Origin of the sequence: Enterococcus sp. AZ015, from assembly GCF_050499225.1 — a bacterium.
GTDB classification, from domain to species: Bacteria; Bacillota; Bacilli; order Lactobacillales; family Enterococcaceae; genus Enterococcus_D; species Enterococcus_D entomosocium.
The window spans coordinates 3232501-3254264 of sequence record NZ_JBMHEX010000001.1 but is presented as its reverse complement, the minus strand read 5'-3'; the positions used below and the strand labels follow the sequence as shown (position 1 = coordinate 3254264).

15 protein-coding genes, 1 tRNA gene and 2 rRNA genes (1 of these 18 running past the window's edge) are annotated in these 21764 nt (G+C 45.0%); 15 read left to right on the top strand and 3 right to left on the bottom strand.

Going from position 1 to position 21764, the window contains the following annotated elements; genetic code table 11:
* Positions 1-53: 53 nt before the first annotated feature.
* The 3 genes from IGK85_RS15265 to IGK85_RS15255 form a co-directional block, all read right to left on the bottom strand.
* The gene (locus tag IGK85_RS15265) at positions 54-353 is read right to left on the bottom strand and encodes a hypothetical protein (protein WP_005233340.1); all 300 of its coding nucleotides are present in this window, start codon (positions 351-353) and stop codon (positions 54-56) included.
* 152 nt (positions 354-505) lie between these two features.
* The gene (locus tag IGK85_RS15260; RefSeq protein ID WP_005233342.1) at positions 506-1903 is read right to left on the bottom strand and encodes a L,D-transpeptidase family protein; all 1398 of its coding nucleotides are present in this window, start codon (positions 1901-1903) and stop codon (positions 506-508) included.
* Positions 1904-2172: 269 nt separating this feature from the next.
* On the bottom strand, positions 2173-3156 hold the full coding sequence (locus IGK85_RS15255) for an L-lactate dehydrogenase (RefSeq protein ID WP_005230720.1): 984 nt from the start codon (positions 3154-3156) through the stop codon (positions 2173-2175).
* A 355-nt stretch (positions 3157-3511) separates the two neighbouring features.
* Here IGK85_RS15255 and pth point away from each other — a divergent pair, with 355 nt between their 5' ends.
* From pth to IGK85_RS15180, 15 genes are all read left to right on the top strand, one after another.
* Positions 3512-4072 (top strand): aminoacyl-tRNA hydrolase, encoded by a 561-nt coding sequence (gene pth / locus IGK85_RS15250; protein ID WP_008380153.1) that lies wholly within the window; start codon positions 3512-3514, stop codon positions 4070-4072.
* A gap of 11 nt (positions 4073-4083) precedes the next feature.
* Positions 4084-7602, top strand: a complete 3519-nt coding sequence (gene mfd / locus IGK85_RS15245) for a transcription-repair coupling factor (RefSeq protein WP_005233346.1) — start codon at positions 4084-4086, stop codon at positions 7600-7602.
* 15 nt (positions 7603-7617) lie between these two features.
* Complete coding sequence (locus IGK85_RS15240) at positions 7618-9249, top strand: putative polysaccharide biosynthesis protein (protein ID WP_008380151.1); 1632 nt, start codon at positions 7618-7620, stop codon at positions 9247-9249.
* Positions 9236-9502 (top strand): RNA-binding S4 domain-containing protein, encoded by a 267-nt coding sequence (locus IGK85_RS15235; RefSeq protein ID WP_005230745.1) that lies wholly within the window; start codon positions 9236-9238, stop codon positions 9500-9502. The genes IGK85_RS15240 and IGK85_RS15235 overlap by 14 nt, the downstream gene beginning before the upstream one ends.
* 83 nt (positions 9503-9585) lie before the next feature.
* The gene (locus IGK85_RS15230) at positions 9586-10032 is read left to right on the top strand and encodes an FtsB family cell division protein (protein ID WP_429972322.1); all 447 of its coding nucleotides are present in this window, start codon (positions 9586-9588) and stop codon (positions 10030-10032) included.
* A gap of 74 nt (positions 10033-10106) precedes the next feature.
* Complete coding sequence (locus IGK85_RS15225) at positions 10107-10550, top strand: S1 domain-containing RNA-binding protein (RefSeq protein ID WP_005233352.1); 444 nt, start codon at positions 10107-10109, stop codon at positions 10548-10550.
* 100 nt (positions 10551-10650) lie between these two features.
* On the top strand, positions 10651-12051 hold the full coding sequence (gene tilS / locus IGK85_RS15220; RefSeq protein WP_008380147.1) for a tRNA lysidine(34) synthetase TilS: 1401 nt from the start codon (positions 10651-10653) through the stop codon (positions 12049-12051).
* 19 nt (positions 12052-12070) lie between these two features.
* A complete protein-coding gene (gene hpt / locus IGK85_RS15215; protein WP_005230750.1) occupies positions 12071-12616 on the top strand; it encodes a hypoxanthine phosphoribosyltransferase in 546 nt (181 codons plus the stop codon).
* Between the two features lie 73 nt (positions 12617-12689).
* Complete coding sequence (ftsH, locus tag IGK85_RS15210; RefSeq protein ID WP_005233354.1) at positions 12690-14798, top strand: ATP-dependent zinc metalloprotease FtsH; 2109 nt, start codon at positions 12690-12692, stop codon at positions 14796-14798.
* A gap of 142 nt (positions 14799-14940) precedes the next feature.
* A complete protein-coding gene (gene hslO / locus IGK85_RS15205; protein ID WP_008380144.1) occupies positions 14941-15822 on the top strand; it encodes an Hsp33 family molecular chaperone HslO in 882 nt (293 codons plus the stop codon).
* Positions 15823-16836 carry a tRNA dihydrouridine synthase DusB gene (gene dusB, locus IGK85_RS15200; RefSeq protein ID WP_005233357.1) on the top strand — a complete coding sequence of 338 codons (1014 nt, stop codon included), beginning with the start codon at positions 15823-15825 and terminating at the stop codon, positions 16834-16836.
* Between the two features lie 96 nt (positions 16837-16932).
* Positions 16933-18426 (top strand): lysine--tRNA ligase, encoded by a 1494-nt coding sequence (lysS, locus tag IGK85_RS15195; RefSeq protein WP_005230758.1) that lies wholly within the window; start codon positions 16933-16935, stop codon positions 18424-18426.
* Between the two features lie 662 nt (positions 18427-19088).
* Positions 19089-20648, top strand: a 16S ribosomal RNA gene (locus IGK85_RS15190).
* Between the two features lie 76 nt (positions 20649-20724).
* Positions 20725-20797 (top strand) — tRNA-Ala (locus IGK85_RS15185).
* 179 nt (positions 20798-20976) lie between these two features.
* Positions 20977-21764, top strand: a 23S ribosomal RNA gene (locus IGK85_RS15180) (it continues 2127 nt past the right edge of the window).
* The 16S and 23S rRNA genes sit together here with 1 tRNA gene alongside, the layout of an rRNA operon.

The window sequence follows — 21764 nt, the reverse complement described above, 5'->3', positions numbered from 1 at the left end:
TGGCATGAGAAAAGGCCGGCAGAAACCATTGGTTTCCGTCGGCCTTTTTTAGGCTATGCTTGTTGGATCAATTCTAGAATGGCTTCAGCATTCATGCCGCTGTAATGATTGATGGGAAATGACAGGCGCTTGATTCGCGGCGGGATGGCCTGCTTGATCATCGGATCTGTTAAAGAAAGCAAAGGATCGACCAAAACGATTTTTTCTTGCGAAAAACGATAATTCATCAGACGTTCTGGTGTCACAACAGTCACGCTGATTTGATCCTCGGACAGCATTTGGATGTTGCGGGCGAAAATTTTAATCAGACTTCCAGCTAAAGTAGAACGATCAATAAAGACAACTTTTTCCAAAGTGATTCTCCTTTTTAATTAATATGTTTAATTAAGTATATTAATTAAATGGCGCTTTGTAAACAGGAACATTTGGAAACAACAAAAAAGCCGCAAAAGAATTTTTTTGCGGCTTTTGGTTCATCTATAAAAAGGTTTGACTCTTTTTTCCATTAAATCACGATCACGGGTGTCCCGACTTCGGCTTTACTGTACAATTCTTTCATCACGCCTGGCGGAGTATTGATACAGCCGTGAGAGCCGCGGGTTTTCCAAAGATCACCACCGTATTCCGTTTGCCAATCAGAATCATGGATTCCGACACCGGTCCAATCGATCGGCATCCAGTAATCAACAGGGGACGCATAATCTTCACCGGTCAAGGTTGCATCTTCTTCTTTGTTCCAGACATAGAAGACACCAGTTGGCGTTGGTGTGGCTGGTTTTCCAGAGATAATTTTCGTATCTAGCACCAGCTCGCCATCTTTGTAATACCACATGTGTTGGTTTTTCAGATCAACTTCGATATACGTGTTGCCAAATAACGGGCTGCCAGCATCGGTGCTTCCTTGAGCGATCGGTGTGCGCGTGAAGTCTTCGCCGGCTTTTAACGCCTCAATCAATGCTTCTGTTTCCGCATCGGTTTGGATCGTCCAGCTGAGGGTGCCGGCTGGAACCGTTACTTCGCCTTGTTTGGTACTCTTGAAGGTCGAAGAATTGGTGCTGGTGTTGTATTGCTCTCCGATAGAAGCGACATAGCTTCTTACTTTGTCTTCGTCGATCGTGGTGTTGCCATCTTTGTAAGAGAGCCAATCCATGATCGATTCTCTTGGAATTTGAAACGTGTTTCCGTTGATCGTATAATTGCCGGTTACTTTGGCGATTTTATTCAACGAATCCATTTCTTTGGTTAGATCAGGATCATCAGCGGTCACACTTGGTTTTGTGACGTAATCGACGAGATTTAATTCCTTTTCGCCACTGACGATGGCTTCTTGTAAGTCTGCTACTGCTTTGTCCACATCAATGGCATCGCCGTCAACTTCTGGTTTGATAGAAAAGCCGTCTTCGCCTTTTTCCAATGTTGCATCGGCTGACTTGGTACGATCCTCATTTAAAGTTTCTAGTTCCTTTTGGATCGTGTCCGTTTCGCTGTTTAGCGTATCTTGATCCACCGAGAGATTGTCCAGTGTTTTTTCTTCTGCAGCGGAAACATAAGCCATTCCCCAACTCCACTGGTTCTGTTCATCTTTTAATGATTGCAGCTCATTGGTGAAATCCGTTTGTAACCCAAATTGAGCAAGGTTGATTGTCTTCCATTCGCTATCGCCTTCTTTGATGGTGAAATCTTCTTGCGAGTAGCGGTCATGCAGCAGGGCATTGGCCTCGGCAACAGTTTTGTTGCTGATGTCGATCCCATCGATTTCAGTCTTTGGTAAAAAACGGTTTGCATAATATGTACTTCGGTAGGTATAGCCGCCAGCGATCACTACTAATATAGCAGCCACAACGATCAGAACAATTTTCTTGGTATTGTTCTTGGCGTCAGTATGTTTGTTTGAACGAGTCATTCAACTACTCCTTTTTTTCTAATGGCATAATAGATAATAACGCTTAAATCATACCATATTCCCCCAAGAAAGCGAATATGGCAAATGAAACTTCCATGAAAAATAGAAAATTCTTAAACTATCTTTAGCTAAGCTGTAGAAAAGCATTTCTTTGCATAAAAAAACTGAACGAACCGCAGCAAATCATCTTGATCAAATTGTTCTGAAAAAGAGTGAGCTGTAAGGTTCGTTCAGTGGCATAGTTGACTAGCTAAACGAAGTGAAAGAAATTATTGATTGTCTTCTGCATCTAGTTTCGCAAAAGCTTCATCAAGAATATCTTTTAATTGTTTTGCAGAAGCGGCCATCCGGTCTTTTTCACCATCCGTCAATGGGATCTCAATCACTTTTTGGATCCCTTGGGCGTTGATAACTGCAGGCGCACCGATGTACAAGTCGTTTAAGCCGTATTCGCCGTTCATGTACACAGACAATGGTAAAACAGCATTTTCATCGTCTAAGATCGCGCGAGTGATTCGTGCTAAGGCTACCGCGATCCCATAGAAAGTCGCACCTTTTTTCTCGATGATGGTGTAGGCTGCATCACGAACACTGAAGAAAATGTTGACCATTGCTTCTTCATCGATGTCTGGGTTATTTTTGACCCATTCATAGATTTGCAAGCCGGCTACGTTGGCATGAGACCAAACAGGGAATTCTGAATCCCCGTGTTCGCCTAAGATATAGGCATGGACGTTACGGGCATCAACATCGACTAATTCAGCCAAAGCTTGACGGAAACGTGCAGAGTCTAAAGAAGTACCTGAACCGATGACGCGTTCTTTCGGGAAGCCTGAGAATTTCCAAGTCGAGTAAGTCAAAATATCGACTGGGTTCGCTGCTACTAAGAAGATTCCGTTGAACCCTGAATCAACGATTTGGGTAACTACTTCCCGGTTGATTTTCAAGTTTTTATGAACCAAATCTAAACGGGTTTCACCTGGTTTTTGAGGCGCACCAGCTGTAATAACGACTAAATCAGCATCATGTGCATCTTCATAAGAAGCGGCATAGATTTTTTTAGGGGAAGTAAAGGCCAAGGCATGGGACAAATCAATTGCGTCGCCTTCTGTTTTTGCTGTATTTATATCAATGATTCCGACTTCTTGCGCAATGTTTTGGGTCACCAGCGCAAACGCGTAACTAGAACCAACCGCACCGTCTCCAACAAGAATTACCTTTTGGTGATCTTTTTTGTTCGTTTTTGCAGTCATCTGTGTATCATTCCTTCCGCATAATTGTTTTACTCGCTATCATCCTACCATTTTCAAGTATATTTGTCATGTGATTTGCACAACAATATTACACAAAATATCGCTGTTTCAGTTGTAAATGCTTTCTTTGTTATTACGTCAAAAAGAGGATATATCAACGTTTTATTAAGATTCGTTAAGAAAGATAAAAACTGAGCAAGAGGACGCCACCATAACAGTCCATTTCGTGTTATAATTATTTCAGCAAAAGAACTGGGCGCATTTGTGTGCCCAGTATTTTGTGTTTGGATAAGAAAACCGATAAAATAGATGAAGAATCAGCTTGAAACTAGAAATAATGGAGCGTAATCGAAAAATGAAAATGATTGTAGGCTTGGGAAATCCCGGCAAAAAATATGAGAAAACCAAACACAATGTTGGCTTTATGGTAGTGGATGCCTTGGCACAAAAGTACCAAGCAACCTTTAAAAAGTCGGCTTTTGAAGCAGAAGTGGCAGAGTTTTTCTTGAAGGGTGAAAAAATCCTTTTGGTCAAACCGCAAACCTTCATGAATGAATCCGGTCGTTCGGTAGGTCCGTTGATGACCTATTTTGGCATCTATCAAGAAGAATTAGTAGTGGTCTATGATGACCTTGATTTAGCATTAGGGAAAATCCGCTTGCGCCAAAAAGGCAGTGCGGGGGGGCACAATGGAATCAAGAGTTTGATCGCGCATTTGGACTCGACAGTCTTTGACCGCATCAAAATCGGGATCGATCGGCCACGTCCAGGACAAACCGTGGTCAATCATGTACTGAGTCCTTTTGCAAAAGACGATCTGCCCATCGTTTTACAAAGTATTGATAAGGCGGTCGAGGCAAGTAGTGATTACTTGACCAACGGCGACTTTCTTGCCACAATGAATCGATTTAACTAAGGAGGGCCGAGATGGATTTAATTGAATTAATAAATAAAGTGCCGACAGTGGCGGCTTGGCATGCAGGTTTACGTGAACAGGCCCCCCGGCAATTACTGACCGGTCTAGCTGGATCGGCAAAAACATTGGCGATCACCGGTGTGTATCAGGCATTTCAAAAACAAGTGATCGTGGTGACACCAAATCTGTATTATACGAATCAACTAGCCGAAGATCTGCGCAACGTGACGGATGATGTCTATGTTTTCCCAGTGGACGAAGTGTTGTCAGCCGAAATGGCTTTTTCTTCACCAGAAGCACGAGAAGAACGAGTGGCAGCGCTGAATGCTGTTTCTCAAGGGAAAACCGGGATCTATGTGTTGCCGGTAGCGGCTTTGCGAAAGTATTTGCCTGAAAAGAAAACCTGGTTAGCCAACCAATTCCAATGGCAAATCGGCGATGAGATCGATTTAGAGCGTTTGCCGCAACAATTGATCTTGATGGGTTACGAACGGCAGTCAATGATTGGCAAACCCGGCGAATTCAGTATTCGTGGGAGCATCCTCGATATTTATCCATTAAATGCCGAATACCCCGTACGGATCGAGTTATTCGATGTAGAAATCGACTCGATGCGTTCTTTCAACGTGGAAACGCAACGCTCAGTGGAAACGCTGCAGCAAGTGGCTATTTTACCGACTACCGAATTGGTTTTCTCAGCGGAAGATTTAGCTGCGGGGCAAAAGCAGCTACAAGAATTATTGAACAAACGGTTGGCGGTCACCAAAGAAGTAACTGATCGCGCGTTTTTAGAAGACTATTTCGGCCAATTGGCCTCCCAATGGCAAGCGGGGATTCCCGGTGAAAGTGCCCGTTATTACACGGATTTGCTTTATCGTCAGCAAACGAGTGTCTTAGATTATTTTTCTGAAGACGCCTTTTTGATGATCGATGATTATGCTCGGATCATGGAGACCAATCGTGAGATCGAACGGGAAGAAGCGGAGTGGCATACCCAAAAATTAGCGGAGCTGCGGGTCTTTTCTGAACAGCAATTCGGGATCGATGTCCATCAACTGCTGCAAAAAGAAACCTTTGTGACCAGCTTCTTTTCTTTATTCCAAAAAGGAATGGGGAACATTCGCTTCCAAGCGATCCATCAATTCCAATACCGGCCGATGCAGCAGTTTTTCAGCCAAATGGGTCTCTTGAAAGTTGAGATCGATCGCTGGGAGAAGCAACAGCAAACGGTGATTTTTCTGGTCAGTGACCAAGAACGGGCCAAGAAGTTAGAGCAAGATCTGCGAGATCATGATATCTATGCCGTGCAGACGCAACAAGACCGCCTGTTTACGGGACGCACCCAAATCGTGGTGGAACGTTTGCAAAGCGGCTTTGAAATGCCGCAAGACAAGCTAGTGGTGGTTACAGAAAAAGAAATTTTCCAAAAGATGAACAAAAAAAGAGCCCGCCGGCAAAATGTCACCAATGCGGAACGTCTCAAAAGCTACAATGAGTTAAAAACCGGCGATTATGTCGTCCATGCGAATCATGGGATCGGGAAGTACATCGGCATGGAAACCTTAGAAGTCGATGGCGTCCATCAAGATTACATGACGATCTTGTACCAAAACGAAGACAAGCTCTTTATTCCAGTCACCCAATTGAATTTGATTCAAAAATATGTGGCTTCCGAATCGAAAACACCGAAAATCAATAAATTAGGCGGCAGTGAGTGGGCGAAGACCAAGCGCAAAGTGACGGCTAAAATTGAAGACATCGCAGATGATTTGATTTTATTGTATGCCAAACGCGAATCAGAAAAAGGCTATGCCTTTCAACCAGACGATGCCTATCAAAAAGAATTTGAAGATGCCTTTCCTTATTCGGAAACCGATGATCAGCTGCGCAGTACGGCAGAGATTAAGCGGGATATGGAAAAAGAAAAGCCGATGGACCGTTTGTTAGTTGGAGATGTCGGTTTTGGGAAAACAGAAGTGGCGCTGCGGGCTGCTTTTAAAGCGATCAAAGAAAGCAAACAAGTGGCTTTCTTAGTGCCGACAACGATCTTGGCGCAGCAGCACTATGAAACGATGGTCGATCGTTTTGAAGGATTCCCCGTCAATGTTGGGGTGCTGAGTCGTTTTCGGACGAAAAAACAGCAGAATGAAACAATCGAGCAAGTGCGCAAAGGGCAAGTCGATATTTTGGTGGGGACCCACCGATTATTGTCAAAAGATGTCGAGTTTGCTGATTTGGGCTTGTTGGTGATCGATGAAGAACAACGTTTTGGGGTCAAACACAAAGAGCGCTTGAAACAACTGCGTTCGCAAGTCGATGTGTTGACGTTGACGGCAACGCCGATCCCAAGAACATTGCATATGTCGATGCTGGGCGTGCGGGACCTATCTGTGATCGAAACACCACCGGAAAATCGTTACCCGATCCAAACCTATGTGATGGAGATGAATCCAGGAGCGGTGCGAGAAGCGATCCAACGGGAGATGGCACGCGGGGGCCAAGTGTTTTATCTCTATAATCGTGTCGATACGATCGAGCGAAAAGTTGAAGAACTGCAGGCGTTAGTGCCAGATGCACGAATCGCTTATGCCCACGGGCAAATGACCGAGATCCAATTGGAAAATACCCTGTTTGACTTTATTGAAGGGCAATACGATGTGTTGGTGACGACGACGATCATTGAAACCGGTGTGGATATTCCCAATGCCAATACGTTGTTTGTGGAAAATGCCGATTACATGGGGCTTTCGACGTTGTATCAGTTGCGTGGCCGTGTCGGTCGGAGCAATCGAGTCGCTTATGCGTATTTCATGTATGAACAGCAAAAAGTGTTGAACGAAGTCAGTGAAAAACGTCTGCAAGCCATTAAGGACTTTACGGAGTTAGGTTCAGGATTCAAAATCGCGATGCGAGATCTTTCGATTCGTGGGGCAGGAAATCTATTGGGGGCGCAACAGCACGGCTTTATCGATGCAGTCGGGTTTGACATGTACTCACAAATGCTGTCGGAAGCAGTCACTCGTAAACAAGGGAAAAATACCCAAACAGAAAAAACGACCGTTGAGATCGATCTGGGGATCGATGCCTACTTACCGACTTCGTATATTGAAGACGAACGGCAAAAAATCGAGATCTATAAACGAATTCGTGAGCTGGAATCACAAGAAGCAGTTGATGAACTTCAAGATGATTTATTAGACCGTTTCGGAGAATACCCTGTAGAAGTGGCGCACCTCTTAACGGTGGGCGAGATCAAAATGAACGGCGATCGTGCCTTGTTAGAAACTATCCGCAAGCAGCAACAAACCGTGTCGTTTACTTTGAGTAAAGTAGGCACGAAAAATTATTCGGTGGAGCAGCTGTTTGAAGCATTGAAAGCTACTAAATTAAAAGCCACGATGGGTGTCGATCATGAGCAAATGACCATCAAATTACAGATTCCGCCAGTGATGAAAGAAAGCACCTGGCTATTAGAAATCCAAGATTTTGTCAAAGCGTTACGGGAACAAAAATACGCCAGCCAAGGCTAGAAAGGAACCAGAGGGATGCCGAAATCACAATTGAAGCGTACGATGGAAGGGGCGTTTATTTTAACGATCGCTTCCTTTATCGCAAAAATCTTAAGTGCCGTTTATCGGGTCCCTTTTCAGAACCTGGTAGGCGACGAAGGGTTTTATGTGTATCAACAGGTCTATCCGATTTATGGATTGGCAATGACTTTGGCGTTGTCAGGTTTGCCGCAGTTTATCTCCCGCATTGTTGCTGAAGAACCTGATCCTTTGAAAAGCAAGGAGCGGCTGCAAGCGTTGACGTCTTATGTGCTTTGGTCGGCGATTGGCTTATGGGCTGTGACCTTTTTATTTGCCGGTCCAATCGCGCAAGTGATGGGGGACCATCAACTGGCAGGCTTGATTCGAGTCGTTTCCTTTACCTTTTTGTTTGTCCCACCCTTGACCTTTTATCGAGGAATGTTTCAAGGAAATCTACAAATGGTGCCAACCGCAGTGTCTCAAGTTGTAGAGCAGCTGCTTAGAGTTGGTGTGATTTTAGGTGCTGCGGCAGCTTTCCAGCAATTGGGCTGGACGATTTATCAAACGGGGACTGTCGCCATGATGGGTGCCTTAGTCGGGGGCCTTGCGGCGTGGTGGATTTTAAGTTATTATAGCCGACAAATCAACGGCAAACGCCTATCGCTATGGCATAAACCAGTCACCCGTACAGGAGAAAATACCGCTGGTTTATCCGCCTCGTTGAAAAAACGGTTCTTCTTAGAAGGCGGTCTGTTGACGATTTATAGCGGCTATTTGATCTTGTTCCAGTTAGCGGATTCGTTTTTATTGACCAATGCGCTAGAAGCGGGGGGATTGACGGCACAAGCAGCCCGGATTTCGAAAGGGATCTATGATCGCGGACAACCCCTCGTCCAACTAGGTCTTGTGGTGGCGATGGCGTTAAGCTCGACGTTTTTGCCAACGTTGACCAAGTATTTGACGGTAAAAAATCAGCAGCTGTTTGAAAAGTCGGCAAAAATGTATTTGCGCCTAACGATCGGGATTGCTTCGGCTTCTGCGGTAGGGTTAGCGATTTTGCTGCCTTATATCAACTTTGCTTTATTTAAAGACGGATCTGGCAATGCGGCGCTGGTATTGTTTGTCTTTTCCATCGCTCTGATGGCGACGATCCAAGCCTATCAAAGCATTCAACAAAGTCGCAATACCTATACCTTCGGCTTGCTCGCTGCGGGAATTGGTCTTTTAGTCAAATGTCTATCGATGTGGCCGCTGACCGCTTCTTATGGGACTGCAGGAGCAAGTATCAGTACGCTGTTGGGGTTAGGCGCGACCTTATGCTGTTTTGTGGTTTCCGAACAGCGTCGAGCACAAAGTAGCATCAATCGCTTTTGGTATGAAGGAAATTATGGAAAAAAATTATTTCTTTGTTTAGGGATCATGGCAAGCGTGCTATTCTTATATTATAGCTTCGTTGCGATCTTATTGAACGGTCCTTTGACCCATCGACTACAGGCGCTGATTTTTTGCCTAGGCGGTGTCGGTTTGGGAGGCGCAGCCTTTATCGGGGCAGCGATCAAAATCAAATTGTTAACGATTCGCGAATGGCTGTTAGTTCCATTTGGAAAGAAACTATTAAGAAGAGGTGAAAAACATGAGATTAGATAAATTTCTTAAAATCTCCCGCATCATCAAGCGTCGCTCTGTGGCCAAAGAAGTGGCAGACAAGGGACGCATTCAGATCAACGGCAAATTAGCCAAGTCAAGCAGTGACGTCAAAGTAGGCGATACTATGCGTATTCAGTTCGGGAATAAGGTCTTGGAAGTAAAAGTCAATGAATTGCATGAATCGACGAAAAAAGAAGACGCTGCAAAAATGTATGAGATTGTTTCAGAGGAAAGAATCTCAGAAAATGCTTGATTTTTACGGCATTTTCAGTTAGACAAGCTTTGCGGATGTTGGTATAATGTAAAAAACAAAGACAGCGACGGGAGCGAGTTCAGGTGGCAAAAGAATCAAATAAAAAAATAGAACTATTGCAGACCGATTATGCGAAAGAGCAATTTGCCAAGTTTGAAAAAGAGCGGCGGCAAGTCGTGTTTCGCCGACGTCGGCTGGTGGCGTTTTTCGTGGCGGCATTAGCGATATTTGCAGTCGTGGGGATTCAGATGTTTAACGACCAAATGCGCCTGCAAAAACTAAAGGAATACAAGGCGGAAACAGTCGCCGAACAAAAAGAAGCTGAACAAAAAGTGGCTTCATTGGAGCGAGATGTTGCCTTATTTCAAGACGATGAGTATGTGGCAAAATTGGCCCGCAGCCGATTCTTCTACTCAAAAGATGGCGAAAAAATTTATCCTGTCTTGCCAGATGGAACGGATTCTCAAAACACTAATGAGCGTTCTGCGCAAAGCGAACAAGAATCATCATCCACAGAGTCACAAGATTAAGCAATGTCATACCTACTCAGCGCAGTAGTTTGAATTATTTTAAATGGGTAAAAATTAGGAGGAACATTTTTTATATGTCAATCGAAGTTGGAGCGAAACTAAAGGGCAAAGTGTCTGGTATTACAAATTTTGGTGCGTTCATTGATCTTGGTGAAGGGAAAACTGGTTTGGTGCATATCAGTGAAGTATCAAACGGATTCGTCAAAGACATTCACGACGTGTTGTCTGTTGGGGATGAAGTGACAGTACTTGTTACGGCAATCGGCAACGATGGAAAAATTGGACTATCGATCCGCAAAGCAGAAGATAAGCCGGAAGAAAAACGTGAATACCCGAAAAAAGAATTCAATCGACCAAATCCGAAAAAATCTTTTTCACGCAATCAAACTACGAATGTAAATAAACAAGACTTCGATTCATTGATGAGTTCTTTTCTAAAAGATAGTGATGATCGTCTTTCATCATTACGTCGAAATACAGAAGGAAAACGCGGTGGCCGCGGCGGACGCCGTAACTAAACATGAATAGCAAGTTGGAAAAAGCTGAAACAAAACTGTTGGTTCGTTTTGTTTCAGCTTTCTTTCTTGTGGGTCTACCAAATGAGAAGGAGGGCAAATGATGGTCATTCAAACCGTTCGAGGGCAACTCACTGCCATCGATCCTGAAAAAAAACGCCGCTTTTTGCTGGCGGTATCGACGGGAGTCGACTCCATGGTCTTGCTGCAGGTCTTTTGTCAGTTGTTTCCCGAAATGCAAAAAGAGCAGGTCTTTGGTGTGGCACATGTAAACCATCAATTGCGTCCAGCATCTGCTGAGGAAGCTGCTTTTTTACGGCAGTACTGCCAAGAACGCGGCATTCCTTTTTATGAGCGGTGCTGGGAAAATCCGCCAGAAACTGGCATAGAAGCTAGCGCTCGGGACTTTCGCTATACGTTTTTTGCCGATGTCATGTCCCGAGAAGGCTATGATGTTTTGCTGACTGCTCACCACAGTGATGACCAAGTAGAAACGATGCTGATGAAGATGATGCGAGAAGGCCGCTTGCAATCGGCTGGCGGGATGCAGCAGCAGCAGCCTTTTCACGCTGGAATCCTGTTGCGGCCGTTGCTTAGTGTCAGTAAGACAGCGATTTACGACTATGCGCAAGTACAGCAGATTCCCTACTTTGAAGACGAAAGCAATCACGAACCGCTGTATTTGCGAAACCGACTACGCCAGCAAGTAGTGCCGGCATTAAAAGCGGAAAATCCGCAACTGTTGCCGCATTTTCAACAGCTTTCTGTAGAAATGCAGTTCGCCAATCAGTTGATCCAGCAAGAGCAGCAGCAATGGTTGTCTGCGTTCGTTCAACAGCAAGCTACTCGCTTAGTGATCGATCTGCAACAGCTGCCGACGTTTTCGCCGGCGCAGCGCTATTTTTTCTATGCGGGGTTTTTGCAACAAGCAGAAGCTTTTACAAAGCATCCACTCAATCAAAAACAGCTGCCACAGCTATTGCGTTTGCTAGACGAAAAGAAAGGGCAATGGCAATTGGCGTTGCACAAACAGTGGCAGCTGCGGCGCAGTTATGACCAATTACTATTGGAACCCATTGCTGTTCCCCAAAAGCCTGCAGCGCCGTTGACAGAAGTCAGTCAGCGTCTGGTTTTAGGAGAAGGGATCTATCTTTCTGAAAAGGAATGGATTGGGTATTTTCCGATAAATGAACAGCATATTCCCAAAAAAATCACAAATTGGTCAGAGTTTTCCCAAGATTTACCGCTAAACTATTCCTCTGAGCTGATCGTACGTAAGCGTCAGCCAGGAGACCGAATCCGCTTGGCACGTGGCCTGACCAAAAAGATCAGTCGTTTTTTTATCGATTCAAAAATTCCTAATGAAGAGCGAGAAAAAAGTTGGGTCGTCACAAACCTTGATAAACAGGTGATTGCCTTACTACCTCATGCATTTTCCTATTTGAGTATTACGCCAGAAACTGATAAAATACACTACATACTTCTTTATAAATATCAGAAGTAAGAGTTGGAAGGAGAACTTTATGCTAGATAAAGATATTGAGAAAATTTTGATTTCCCGTGACGAAATCAAAAATCGTTGTGTGGAACTTGGTCAAGAATTAACGGCGGCTTATGCGGATAAAAATCCTCTAGTCGTAGGTGTACTGAAAGGTGCCGTTCCTTTCATGGCAGACATCGTTCGTGAGATGGATTGTTACTTGGAGTTAGACTTCATGGATGTCTCAAGTTATGGCAATGCCATGATTTCATCTGGAGAAGTCAAAATCATTAAAGATTTAGATACAAATGTTGAGGGCCGCGATCTTTTGATCGTTGAAGACATCATTGACAGCGGTCGCACGTTGGCTTATCTGGTAGATCTATTCAAATACCGTAAAGCGAAATCAGTGAAAATCGTGACGTTATTAGATAAGCCGGAAGGCCGTGTTGTTGAGATCGATGCTGATTACGTCGGCTTCGATGTGCCAAATGAGTTTGTTGTTGGATATGGACTGGACTATGCAGAGCAATATCGAAACTTACCTTACGTTGGCGTCTTAAAACCTAGTGTTTATCAGTCAAATTAGTGACTGTTCTAAATCAATTGTGATACAATTAAATGGTCAGGATTGATAAAACAAAATAGCCAGGGAGGTACGCATGAATAAGAAAAATAACGGTATGGTAAAAAATACCTTATATTATGTACTTGTCTTGTTGGCGATGGTCATGGTCGTTTATTTCATTTTTGGAAATGGCAATCAGCAGACCCCAACGATCGAGTACTCCACGTTTACAGAACAACTGAAAGACGGGAAGGTCAAACAATTTACTGTCCAACCCGCTAACGGTGTTTATCGAATCGTGGGTGAATACAATGAAGAACAAACTGTCAGCAATGACAACAGCTTGTCTGTTTTAGGCAATACACAGGCGAGTTCGACCCGCTTTTCAACGATCATTTTACCAAATGATTCTACGCTGAGCGAAGTCACCAGTCTGGCCTCAGCACAAGGGGTCAAAACTACCATCGAAGAAGAATCCAACAGTGGTATTTGGTTATCGCTTTTGGTTAGCTTCTTACCACTTGTGATCATCATTTTCTTCTTCTATATGATGATGAGCCAACAAGGCGGCGGCGGTGGCGGTGGCGGCCGTGTGATGAACTTTGGCAAATCAAAAGCCAAAGAAGCGGACAAAAAAGCCAACCGCGTACGTTTTTCAGACGTAGCCGGTGCAGAAGAAGAAAAACAAGAACTTGTCGAAGTCGTGGAATTCTTGAAAGATCCTCGACGCTTCGTTGAATTAGGTGCCCGTATCCCAGCAGGTGTCTTACTTGAGGGACCTCCGGGAACCGGGAAAACGTTGCTAGCCAAAGCCGTTGCCGGTGAAGCTGGCGTACCGTTTTACTCGATCTCTGGTTCAGATTTCGTTGAAATGTTTGTCGGTGTCGGTGCAAGCCGGGTACGTGACTTATTTGAAACAGCGAAGAAAAATGCACCAGCCATCATCTTTATCGATGAAATCGATGCCGTCGGTCGCCAACGTGGTGCCGGTATGGGTGGCGGACATGATGAGCGGGAACAAACATTGAACCAATTATTGGTTGAGATGGATGGTTTTGATGGGAATGAAGGCGTGATCGTCATTGCCGCAACGAACCGTTCGGATGTTCTAGATCCAGCGTTGCTGCGTCCAGGTCGTTTTGACCGTCAGATTTTAGTTGGTCGTCCAGACGTGAAAGGCCGTGAAGCAATCCTCCGTGTTCATGCTCGGAACAAACCTTTATCAGATGATGTTGATTTGAAAGTCGTTGCCCAACAAACACCGGGCTTTGCCGGTGCGGATCTGGAAAACGTCTTGAACGAAGCCGCCTTAGTTGCTGCTCGTCGTAACAAGAAAAAAATCGATGCTTCAGATATCGATGAAGCAGAAGACCGCGTGATCGCTGGTCCTGCGAAGAAAGACCGGGTCATCAACAAACGCGAACGTGAAATGGTTGCTTACCATGAAGCAGGACATACCATTGTTGGTTTAGTCTTGAGTCGTGCCCGTGTGGTACACAAAGTAACCATCATTCCTCGGGGGCGTGCTGGTGGGTACATGATCGCCTTGCCGAAAGAAGATCAATTCTTGATGACTAAAGAAGATATGTTTGAACAAATCGTTGGCTTGCTAGGTGGACGTACGGCTGAAGAAATCATCTTCGGTGTGCAATCAACGGGGGCTTCCAATGACTTTGAACAAGCAACTGCTCTTGCAAGAAGCATGGTGACAGAATATGGAATGAGCGATAAATTAGGTCCAGTTCAATATGAAGGAAACCATCAAGTCTTTGTCGGTCGCGATTACGGTCAAACAAAAGCATACTCTGAACAAGTTGCCTTTGAAATTGATCAAGAAGTTCGCAAGATTTTAATGGATGCCCATCAAAAAGCCCATGAAATCATTGAAGAACATCGTGCCCAACACAAATTGATCGCTGAAAAACTACTTGAACATGAAACATTGGATGCTAAAGCAATCAAATCCTTGTTTGAAGAAGGCAAAATGCCTGCAGGGACTGAAAGCTCTGAGTATCCTAGTGAAAAAGCCCAAACGTTTGAAGAAGCGAAACGTGCGCTGGAAGAAAAAGATGCAGAGAAGCAAGCTGCAGAAAAACACAGCGAAGATGCATCATCAAACGATTTTGATCAACAATTGGAAGACGTTCGCCGCAATAGCGAAAGCCAACCGACTGATCAAGAAAACAAAGATGATAACGCCTAAAACAAGACGTATCAAGGCGCCGAGGAAACTCGGCGCCTTTTTGTTTCTATTTAAGAAGACTTTTCTTAAATTCAAACACATTCAGTTGAAAAAAGCGGCGCTTCCTAGTATGATTCATTAATGAATAAAAAGGAGAATCAAGATGAAGGATTATTTAGTAAAAGCACTCGCATATGACGGCTTCGTCCGAGCATACGCCGTATCGGCAACAGAGACGATCGCCGAAGCACAACGACGCCATGAAACATGGAATACGGCATCTGCTGCTTTAGGGCGAGCGATGGTGGGAAGTTTGTTATTAGGCAGTACCTTAAAAGGGGAAGACAAATTGACCGTCAAAATTCAAGGAAATGGTCCTGCTGGGGCAATCGTCGTAGACAGCAATGGCCGTGGGGACGTAAAAGGATACATAAAAAATCCACAGATCAGTCTGCCATTGAATCCTCAAGGAAAATTGGATGTTCGGGGCGCAGTGGGAGACCAAGGGATTTTTACCGTAATCAAAGACTTAGGGCTAAAAGAACCTTTCTCTGGACAAACACCGATCGTCTCTGGGGAACTTGGGGAAGACTTTACTTATTATTTAGCAGTGTCAGAACAGATTCCTTCTGCTGTTGGTCTGAGTGTATTAGTAGAAACTGATGATTCGATTCGGGCAGCCGGTGGATTTATGCTACAGATCATGCCTGGTGCCAGTGAAGAGATCATTGATGCCATCGAAAAACGTTTGGGAGAATTGCCTCGAGTGTCAACCTTGATCGATGAAGGCCAATCACCAGAAGAGATCTTAGCGACATTGTTACCAGACACGACGATCGAAGTACTAGAAAAAATGCCCGTCCAGTTCCACTGTGATTGTACGAAAGAAAAATTTGCGACAGCGATCATCACCTTAGGGGCTGAGGAGATCCAAGCAATGATTGATGAAGATCATGGGGCAGAGGCAGTCTGCTCGTTTTGTGGCAACAAGTATCATTTTGATGAAACGGAATTGGCGGCGTTGAAGAAAGAGGCGGAAGCGTAAGTGAAAGATAGACAGACATGGCAGATCGGCTCGGTTGAGATTCCTAACCGCGTCGTCGTTGCGCCAATGGCAGGGATCACCAATTCTGCGTTTCGTGTGACAGTCAAAGAATTTGGCGCGGGTTTAGTCGTCTGTGAGATGATCAGTGATCGAGGGATTCAACTGCGTAACAAGAAGACCCTTGAGATGCTGTTTATTGACGAGACCGAGCATCCTCTAAGTATTCAGATTTTTGGTGGGAATAAAGCATCCTTAGTAGAAGCAGCGCAATTTGTCGCAGAGAACACAACTGCCGATATCATTGATATTAATATGGGGTGTCCTGTAAACAAAATCATCAAAGCAGAAGCTGGTGCGAAGTGGCTTTTAGATCCCGACAAGGTTTATGAAATGGTCCATGCTGTTTCCAGTGCGATCGACAAGCCCGTTACCGTCAAAATGCGGATCGGTTGGGATGAGCAGCACGTCTTTGCGGTTGAGAATGCCCAAGCCGCGGAAGCAGCGGGTGCCGCAGCAATCGGTATGCATGGCAGAACCCGTGTACAGATGTATGAAGGATCGGCTGATTGGGACGTTTTAAAACAAGTGAAGCAAAGTATCACCATTCCCTTTATGGGCAACGGCGATGTCAGAACCCCTGAAGATGCGAAACGAATGTTGGAAGAAGTCGGCGCTGATGCAGTGATGATCGGACGGGCAGCCTTAGGCAATCCGTGGATGATTCACCGCACCAAGCAATACTTGGAGACAGGCGAGTTGTTGCCGGAACCAACACCACGAGAAAAAATTTCGACAGCGAAACTTCATTTAGAACGGTTGGCTGATCTAAAAGGGGAAAAAATCGCTTCGCGAGAATTCCGCCAACATGCTGCGTACTACTTAAAAGGTATTTCACGGGCAGCCAAAGTGAAGGCAGCTATCAATCAAGCAGAAGATAAGCAAACGATTTTTGATTTATTAGATGCATTTGTAGAGAAGACCGAAAAACAGCCGGTAGCAACTTTTAAGGAATAAGAAACAAATCAAGTCGATTCGAAAGTTCGGCTTGATTTTTTGCGTCATCATTGGCATTATAAGAAGGAAACCCAAGTTAAGAATGGAGGAAAACTCGTGACAGAGGAACGACAAACACAAGAAGAATTGAATGATCAAATGTTGGTTCGCCGTGAAAAGATGGAAAAACTACGGGAAGAAGGCATTGATCCTTTTGGCAAGCGATTCGAACGCACCCATAATTCTGCCGAGTTACATGAGTTATTTGATCAAAGAACCAAAGAAGAATTAGCCGAAATGAATCTTTCAGCAAGCATTGCAGGAAGAATCGTTACAAAACGTGGAAAAGGGAAGGCTGGTTTTGCGCATTTACAAGACCGCGAAGGCCGTATTCAAATATATGTACGTAAAGACCAAGTCGGGGACGAACCTTACGAAGTATTCAAGCATGCAGATCTAGGTGATTTCTTTGGTGTATCTGGTGAAATCATGAAGACCGACACTGGCGAAGTGACCATCAAAGCCAAAGAAATCGTGATCTTATCCAAAGCATTGCGTCCATTGCCAGACAAATACCATGGCTTGACGAACGTAGAACAACGCTACCGTCAACGTTACTTGGATTTGATCAGTAATAAAGAGAGCTTTGATCGTTTCATGAAACGAAGCCAAATCATTAGCGAAATTCGTCGTTACCTTGACGGACATGGATATATCGAAGTCGAAACGCCAGTATTGCATAATCAAGCAGGTGGTGCAGCGGCTCGTCCCTTCATTACACACCACAATGCCTTAGACATGGATCTGTATTTACGAATCGCACTTGAGCTTCACTTGAAACGATTGATCGTGGGTGGCATGGAAAAAGTCTATGAGATCGGCCGCGTTTTCCGAAATGAAGGAATCGATACGACCCATAATCCCGAGTTTACGATGCTAGAAGCGTATACAGCATATACAGATTTCAAAGATGTGATGGATTTGACAGAAGGCATTATCCGTAATGCTGCTGAAAAAGTCTTGCATACAGCAACGATCCAATACGATGGACAAGAAGTCGATTTAGCTAGCGACTTTGCACGAATCCATATGGTCGATGCAATCAAAAATCAAACAGGTGTTGATTTCTGGCAACCAATGTCCGTTGAAGAAGCGCGTAGTTTAGCGAAAGAACATCATGTTGAAATCACTGATGCCATGACTGTTGGCCATATCATCAATGAATTCTTTGAGACATTTGTTGAAGAAACGTTACAGCAGCCAACCTTTGTCTTTGGTCATCCAGTGGAAGTTTCGCCATTAGCGAAAAAGAATCCAGAAGATGAACGCTTTACGGATCGCTTTGAATTATTTATCGTTGGTCGTGAATTTGCGAATGCCTTCACGGAATTGAATGACCCAATCGATCAAAGAGAACGTTTTGAAGGACAAGAAAAAGAGCGCGAAGCAGGAAATGATGAAGCCCATGGGGTGGATGAAGATTTCTTAGAAGCACTTGAATACGGTATGCCGCCAACTGGTGGATTAGGGATCGGGATCGACCGCTTAGTGATGCTGTTGACCGATGCACAATCGATTCGTGACGTTTTATTATTCCCGACAATGAGATAAAAAAGCTCCGTCCACTCGCAAGAGATGGGCGGCTTTTTTTCTTGTCTGCTGGATCAGGGAGAAAAACAGTGAGGAATTAGAGGGGAAAAAGCCAGGGTAATTGCTAGAAAACGGATTAAATGCGAACGATAAAAGCTGGATTCAATGTGATTAGACGGGTTTGTAAAAATTAAAAAAAGCCATAGAAAATGATTGACCGCAAGGGATTTAGTTGGTATATTATTACATGTGCCAAATGACTGAAATGAATTCGTAAAAAGAATTGAAAAAAGTGGTTGACGCACAGCTCGACAGATGATATTATAACGAAGTCGCAATTTTAAAATAGTTAATCGACGTTGATACATCAACAAAATTAATTAAAAAAAGTTGTTGACAAATAACAAATCATTTGTTATTCTAATGAAGTCGCTGAGACAGCCGCTGCGAAGTTGAAAAACAACGAGCGAAAAAAACTTTTAAAAAAGAGTTGACAATCAATTGTCGCTCTGATATGATATAAAAGTTGCTAACACAGCACTGTAGACCTTTGAAAACTGAACAAAGCAAGCAAACGAACCAATGTGTAGGACGTTTCAATTTATTGAAACAAATACATGCAAGCAATAGCTAGCAAAGTTAATTTTTATGAGCTTAATGACCGTATGGTCATTCAAACAAATCATTATGAGAGTTTGATCCTGGCTCAGGACGAACGCTGGCGGCGTGCCTAATACATGCAAGTCGAACGCTTTTTCTTTCACCGGAGCTTGCTCCACCGAAAGAAAAAGAGTGGCGAACGGGTGAGTAACACGTGGGTAACCTGCCCATCAGAAGGGGATAACACTTGGAAACAGGTGCTAATACCGTATAACACTATTTTCCGCATGGAAGAAAGTTGAAAGGCGCTTTTGCGTCACTGATGGATGGACCCGCGGTGCATTAGCTAGTTGGTGAGGTAACGGCTCACCAAGGCAACGATGCATAGCCGACCTGAGAGGGTGATCGGCCACACTGGGACTGAGACACGGCCCAGACTCCTACGGGAGGCAGCAGTAGGGAATCTTCGGCAATGGACGAAAGTCTGACCGAGCAACGCCGCGTGAGTGAAGAAGGTTTTCGGATCGTAAAACTCTGTTGTTAGAGAAGAACAAGGATGAGAGTAAAACGTTCATCCCTTGACGGTATCTAACCAGAAAGCCACGGCTAACTACGTGCCAGCAGCCGCGGTAATACGTAGGTGGCAAGCGTTGTCCGGATTTATTGGGCGTAAAGCGAGCGCAGGCGGTTTCTTAAGTCTGATGTGAAAGCCCCCGGCTCAACCGGGGAGGGTCATTGGAAACTGGGAGACTTGAGTGCAGAAGAGGAGAGTGGAATTCCATGTGTAGCGGTGAAATGCGTAGATATATGGAGGAACACCAGTGGCGAAGGCGGCTCTCTGGTCTGTAACTGACGCTGAGGCTCGAAAGCGTGGGGAGCGAACAGGATTAGATACCCTGGTAGTCCACGCCGTAAACGATGAGTGCTAAGTGTTGGAGGGTTTCCGCCCTTCAGTGCTGCAGCAAACGCATTAAGCACTCCGCCTGGGGAGTACGACCGCAAGGTTGAAACTCAAAGGAATTGACGGGGGCCCGCACAAGCGGTGGAGCATGTGGTTTAATTCGAAGCAACGCGAAGAACCTTACCAGGTCTTGACATCCTTTGACCACTCTAGAGATAGAGCTTCCCCTTCGGGGGCAAAGTGACAGGTGGTGCATGGTTGTCGTCAGCTCGTGTCGTGAGATGTTGGGTTAAGTCCCGCAACGAGCGCAACCCTTATTGTTAGTTGCCATCATTTAGTTGGGCACTCTAGCGAGACTGCCGGTGACAAACCGGAGGAAGGTGGGGATGACGTCAAATCATCATGCCCCTTATGACCTGGGCTACACACGTGCTACAATGGGAAGTACAACGAGTTGCGAAGTCGCGAGGCTAAGCTAATCTCTTAAAGCTTCTCTCAGTTCGGATTGTAGGCTGCAACTCGCCTACATGAAGCCGGAATCGCTAGTAATCGCGGATCAGCACGCCGCGGTGAATACGTTCCCGGGCCTTGTACACACCGCCCGTCACACCACGAGAGTTTGTAACACCCGAAGTCGGTGAGGTAACCTTTTTGGAGCCAGCCGCCTAAGGTGGGATAGATGATTGGGGTGAAGTCGTAACAAGGTAGCCGTATCGGAAGGTGCGGCTGGATCACCTCCTTTCTAAGGAATATTTCGGAAGACTACACATCGTTTGCCTTTGTTCAGTTTTGAGAGGTCTACTCTCAAGTAATTACCCGGGGCCTTAGCTCAGCTGGGAGAGCGCCTGCTTTGCACGCAGGAGGTCAGCGGTTCGATCCCGCTAGGCTCCATTAACGACAATGGTCGTTATGCTTTGTTCATTGAAAACTGGATATCGAAGAAAAAATCAAAACAAGTAACACACACCGAGTTGAAATGTTAAAAGAGTTTTTTAATAAGTTCAACGCTTATTTTCTTGAGCAACCTTCTATCGCTAGAAGAAGTACTCAAAACCGACCGTAAGGTCAAAGGTTAAGTGAATAAGGGCGCACGGTGGATGCCTTGGCACTAGGAGCCGATGAAGGACGGGACTAACACCGATATGCTTTGGGGAGCTGTAAGTAAGCTATGATCCAGAGATTTCCGAATGGGGAAACCCAGCATCTTTTATAGGATGTTACGTCTGCGTGAATACATAGCGCAGTCGAGGTAGACGCAGAGAACTGAAACATCTAAGTACCTGCAGGAAGAGAAAGAAAATTCGATTCCCTGAGTAGCGGCGAGCGAAACGGGAAAAGCCCAAACCAACAAGCTTGCTTGTTGGGGTTGTAGGACTCCGATATGGTAGTCTATTCAGATAGTCGAAATACTTGGAAAAGTATGTCAAAGAGGGTAAAAACCCCGTAGGCGAAATTTGGATAACACCTAGGAGGATCCTGAGTACGGCGGAACACGAGGAATTCCGTCGGAATCCGGGAGGACCATCTCCCAAGGCTAAATACTCCCTAGTGACCGATAGTGAACCAGTACCGTGAGGGAAAGGTGAAAAGCACCCCGGAAGGGGAGTGAAATAGATCCTGAAACCGTGTGCCTACAACAAGTTAGAGCCCGTTAATGGGTGATAGCGTGCCTTTTGTAGAATGAACCGGCGAGTTACGATAGCATGCGAGGTTAAGTTGAAGAGACGGAGCCGCAGCGAAAGCGAGTCTGAATAGGGCGAATGAGTATGTTGTCGTAGACCCGAAACCATGTGATCTACCCATGTCCAGGTTGAAGGTGCGGTAAAACGCACTGGAGGACCGAACCCACGTACGTTGA

Coding starts and splice junctions, on each gene's coding strand:
- IGK85_RS15235 (WP_005230745.1), top strand. CDS start 9,236: ATGAGATTAGATAAATTTCTTAAAATCTCCCGCATCATCAAGCGTCGC.
- hslO (WP_008380144.1), top strand. CDS start 14,941: ATGAAGGATTATTTAGTAAAAGCACTCGCATATGACGGCTTCGTCCGA.
- mfd (WP_005233346.1), top strand. CDS start 4,084: ATGGATTTAATTGAATTAATAAATAAAGTGCCGACAGTGGCGGCTTGG.
- IGK85_RS15255 (WP_005230720.1), bottom strand. CDS start 3,156: ATGACTGCAAAAACGAACAAAAAAGATCACCAAAAGGTAATTCTTGTT.
- pth (WP_008380153.1), top strand. CDS start 3,512: ATGAAAATGATTGTAGGCTTGGGAAATCCCGGCAAAAAATATGAGAAA.
- IGK85_RS15260 (WP_005233342.1), bottom strand. CDS start 1,903: ATGACTCGTTCAAACAAACATACTGACGCCAAGAACAATACCAAGAAA.
- hpt (WP_005230750.1), top strand. CDS start 12,071: ATGCTAGATAAAGATATTGAGAAAATTTTGATTTCCCGTGACGAAATC.
- ftsH (WP_005233354.1), top strand. CDS start 12,690: ATGAATAAGAAAAATAACGGTATGGTAAAAAATACCTTATATTATGTA.
- IGK85_RS15225 (WP_005233352.1), top strand. CDS start 10,107: ATGTCAATCGAAGTTGGAGCGAAACTAAAGGGCAAAGTGTCTGGTATT.
- IGK85_RS15240 (WP_008380151.1), top strand. CDS start 7,618: ATGCCGAAATCACAATTGAAGCGTACGATGGAAGGGGCGTTTATTTTA.
- tilS (WP_008380147.1), top strand. CDS start 10,651: ATGGTCATTCAAACCGTTCGAGGGCAACTCACTGCCATCGATCCTGAA.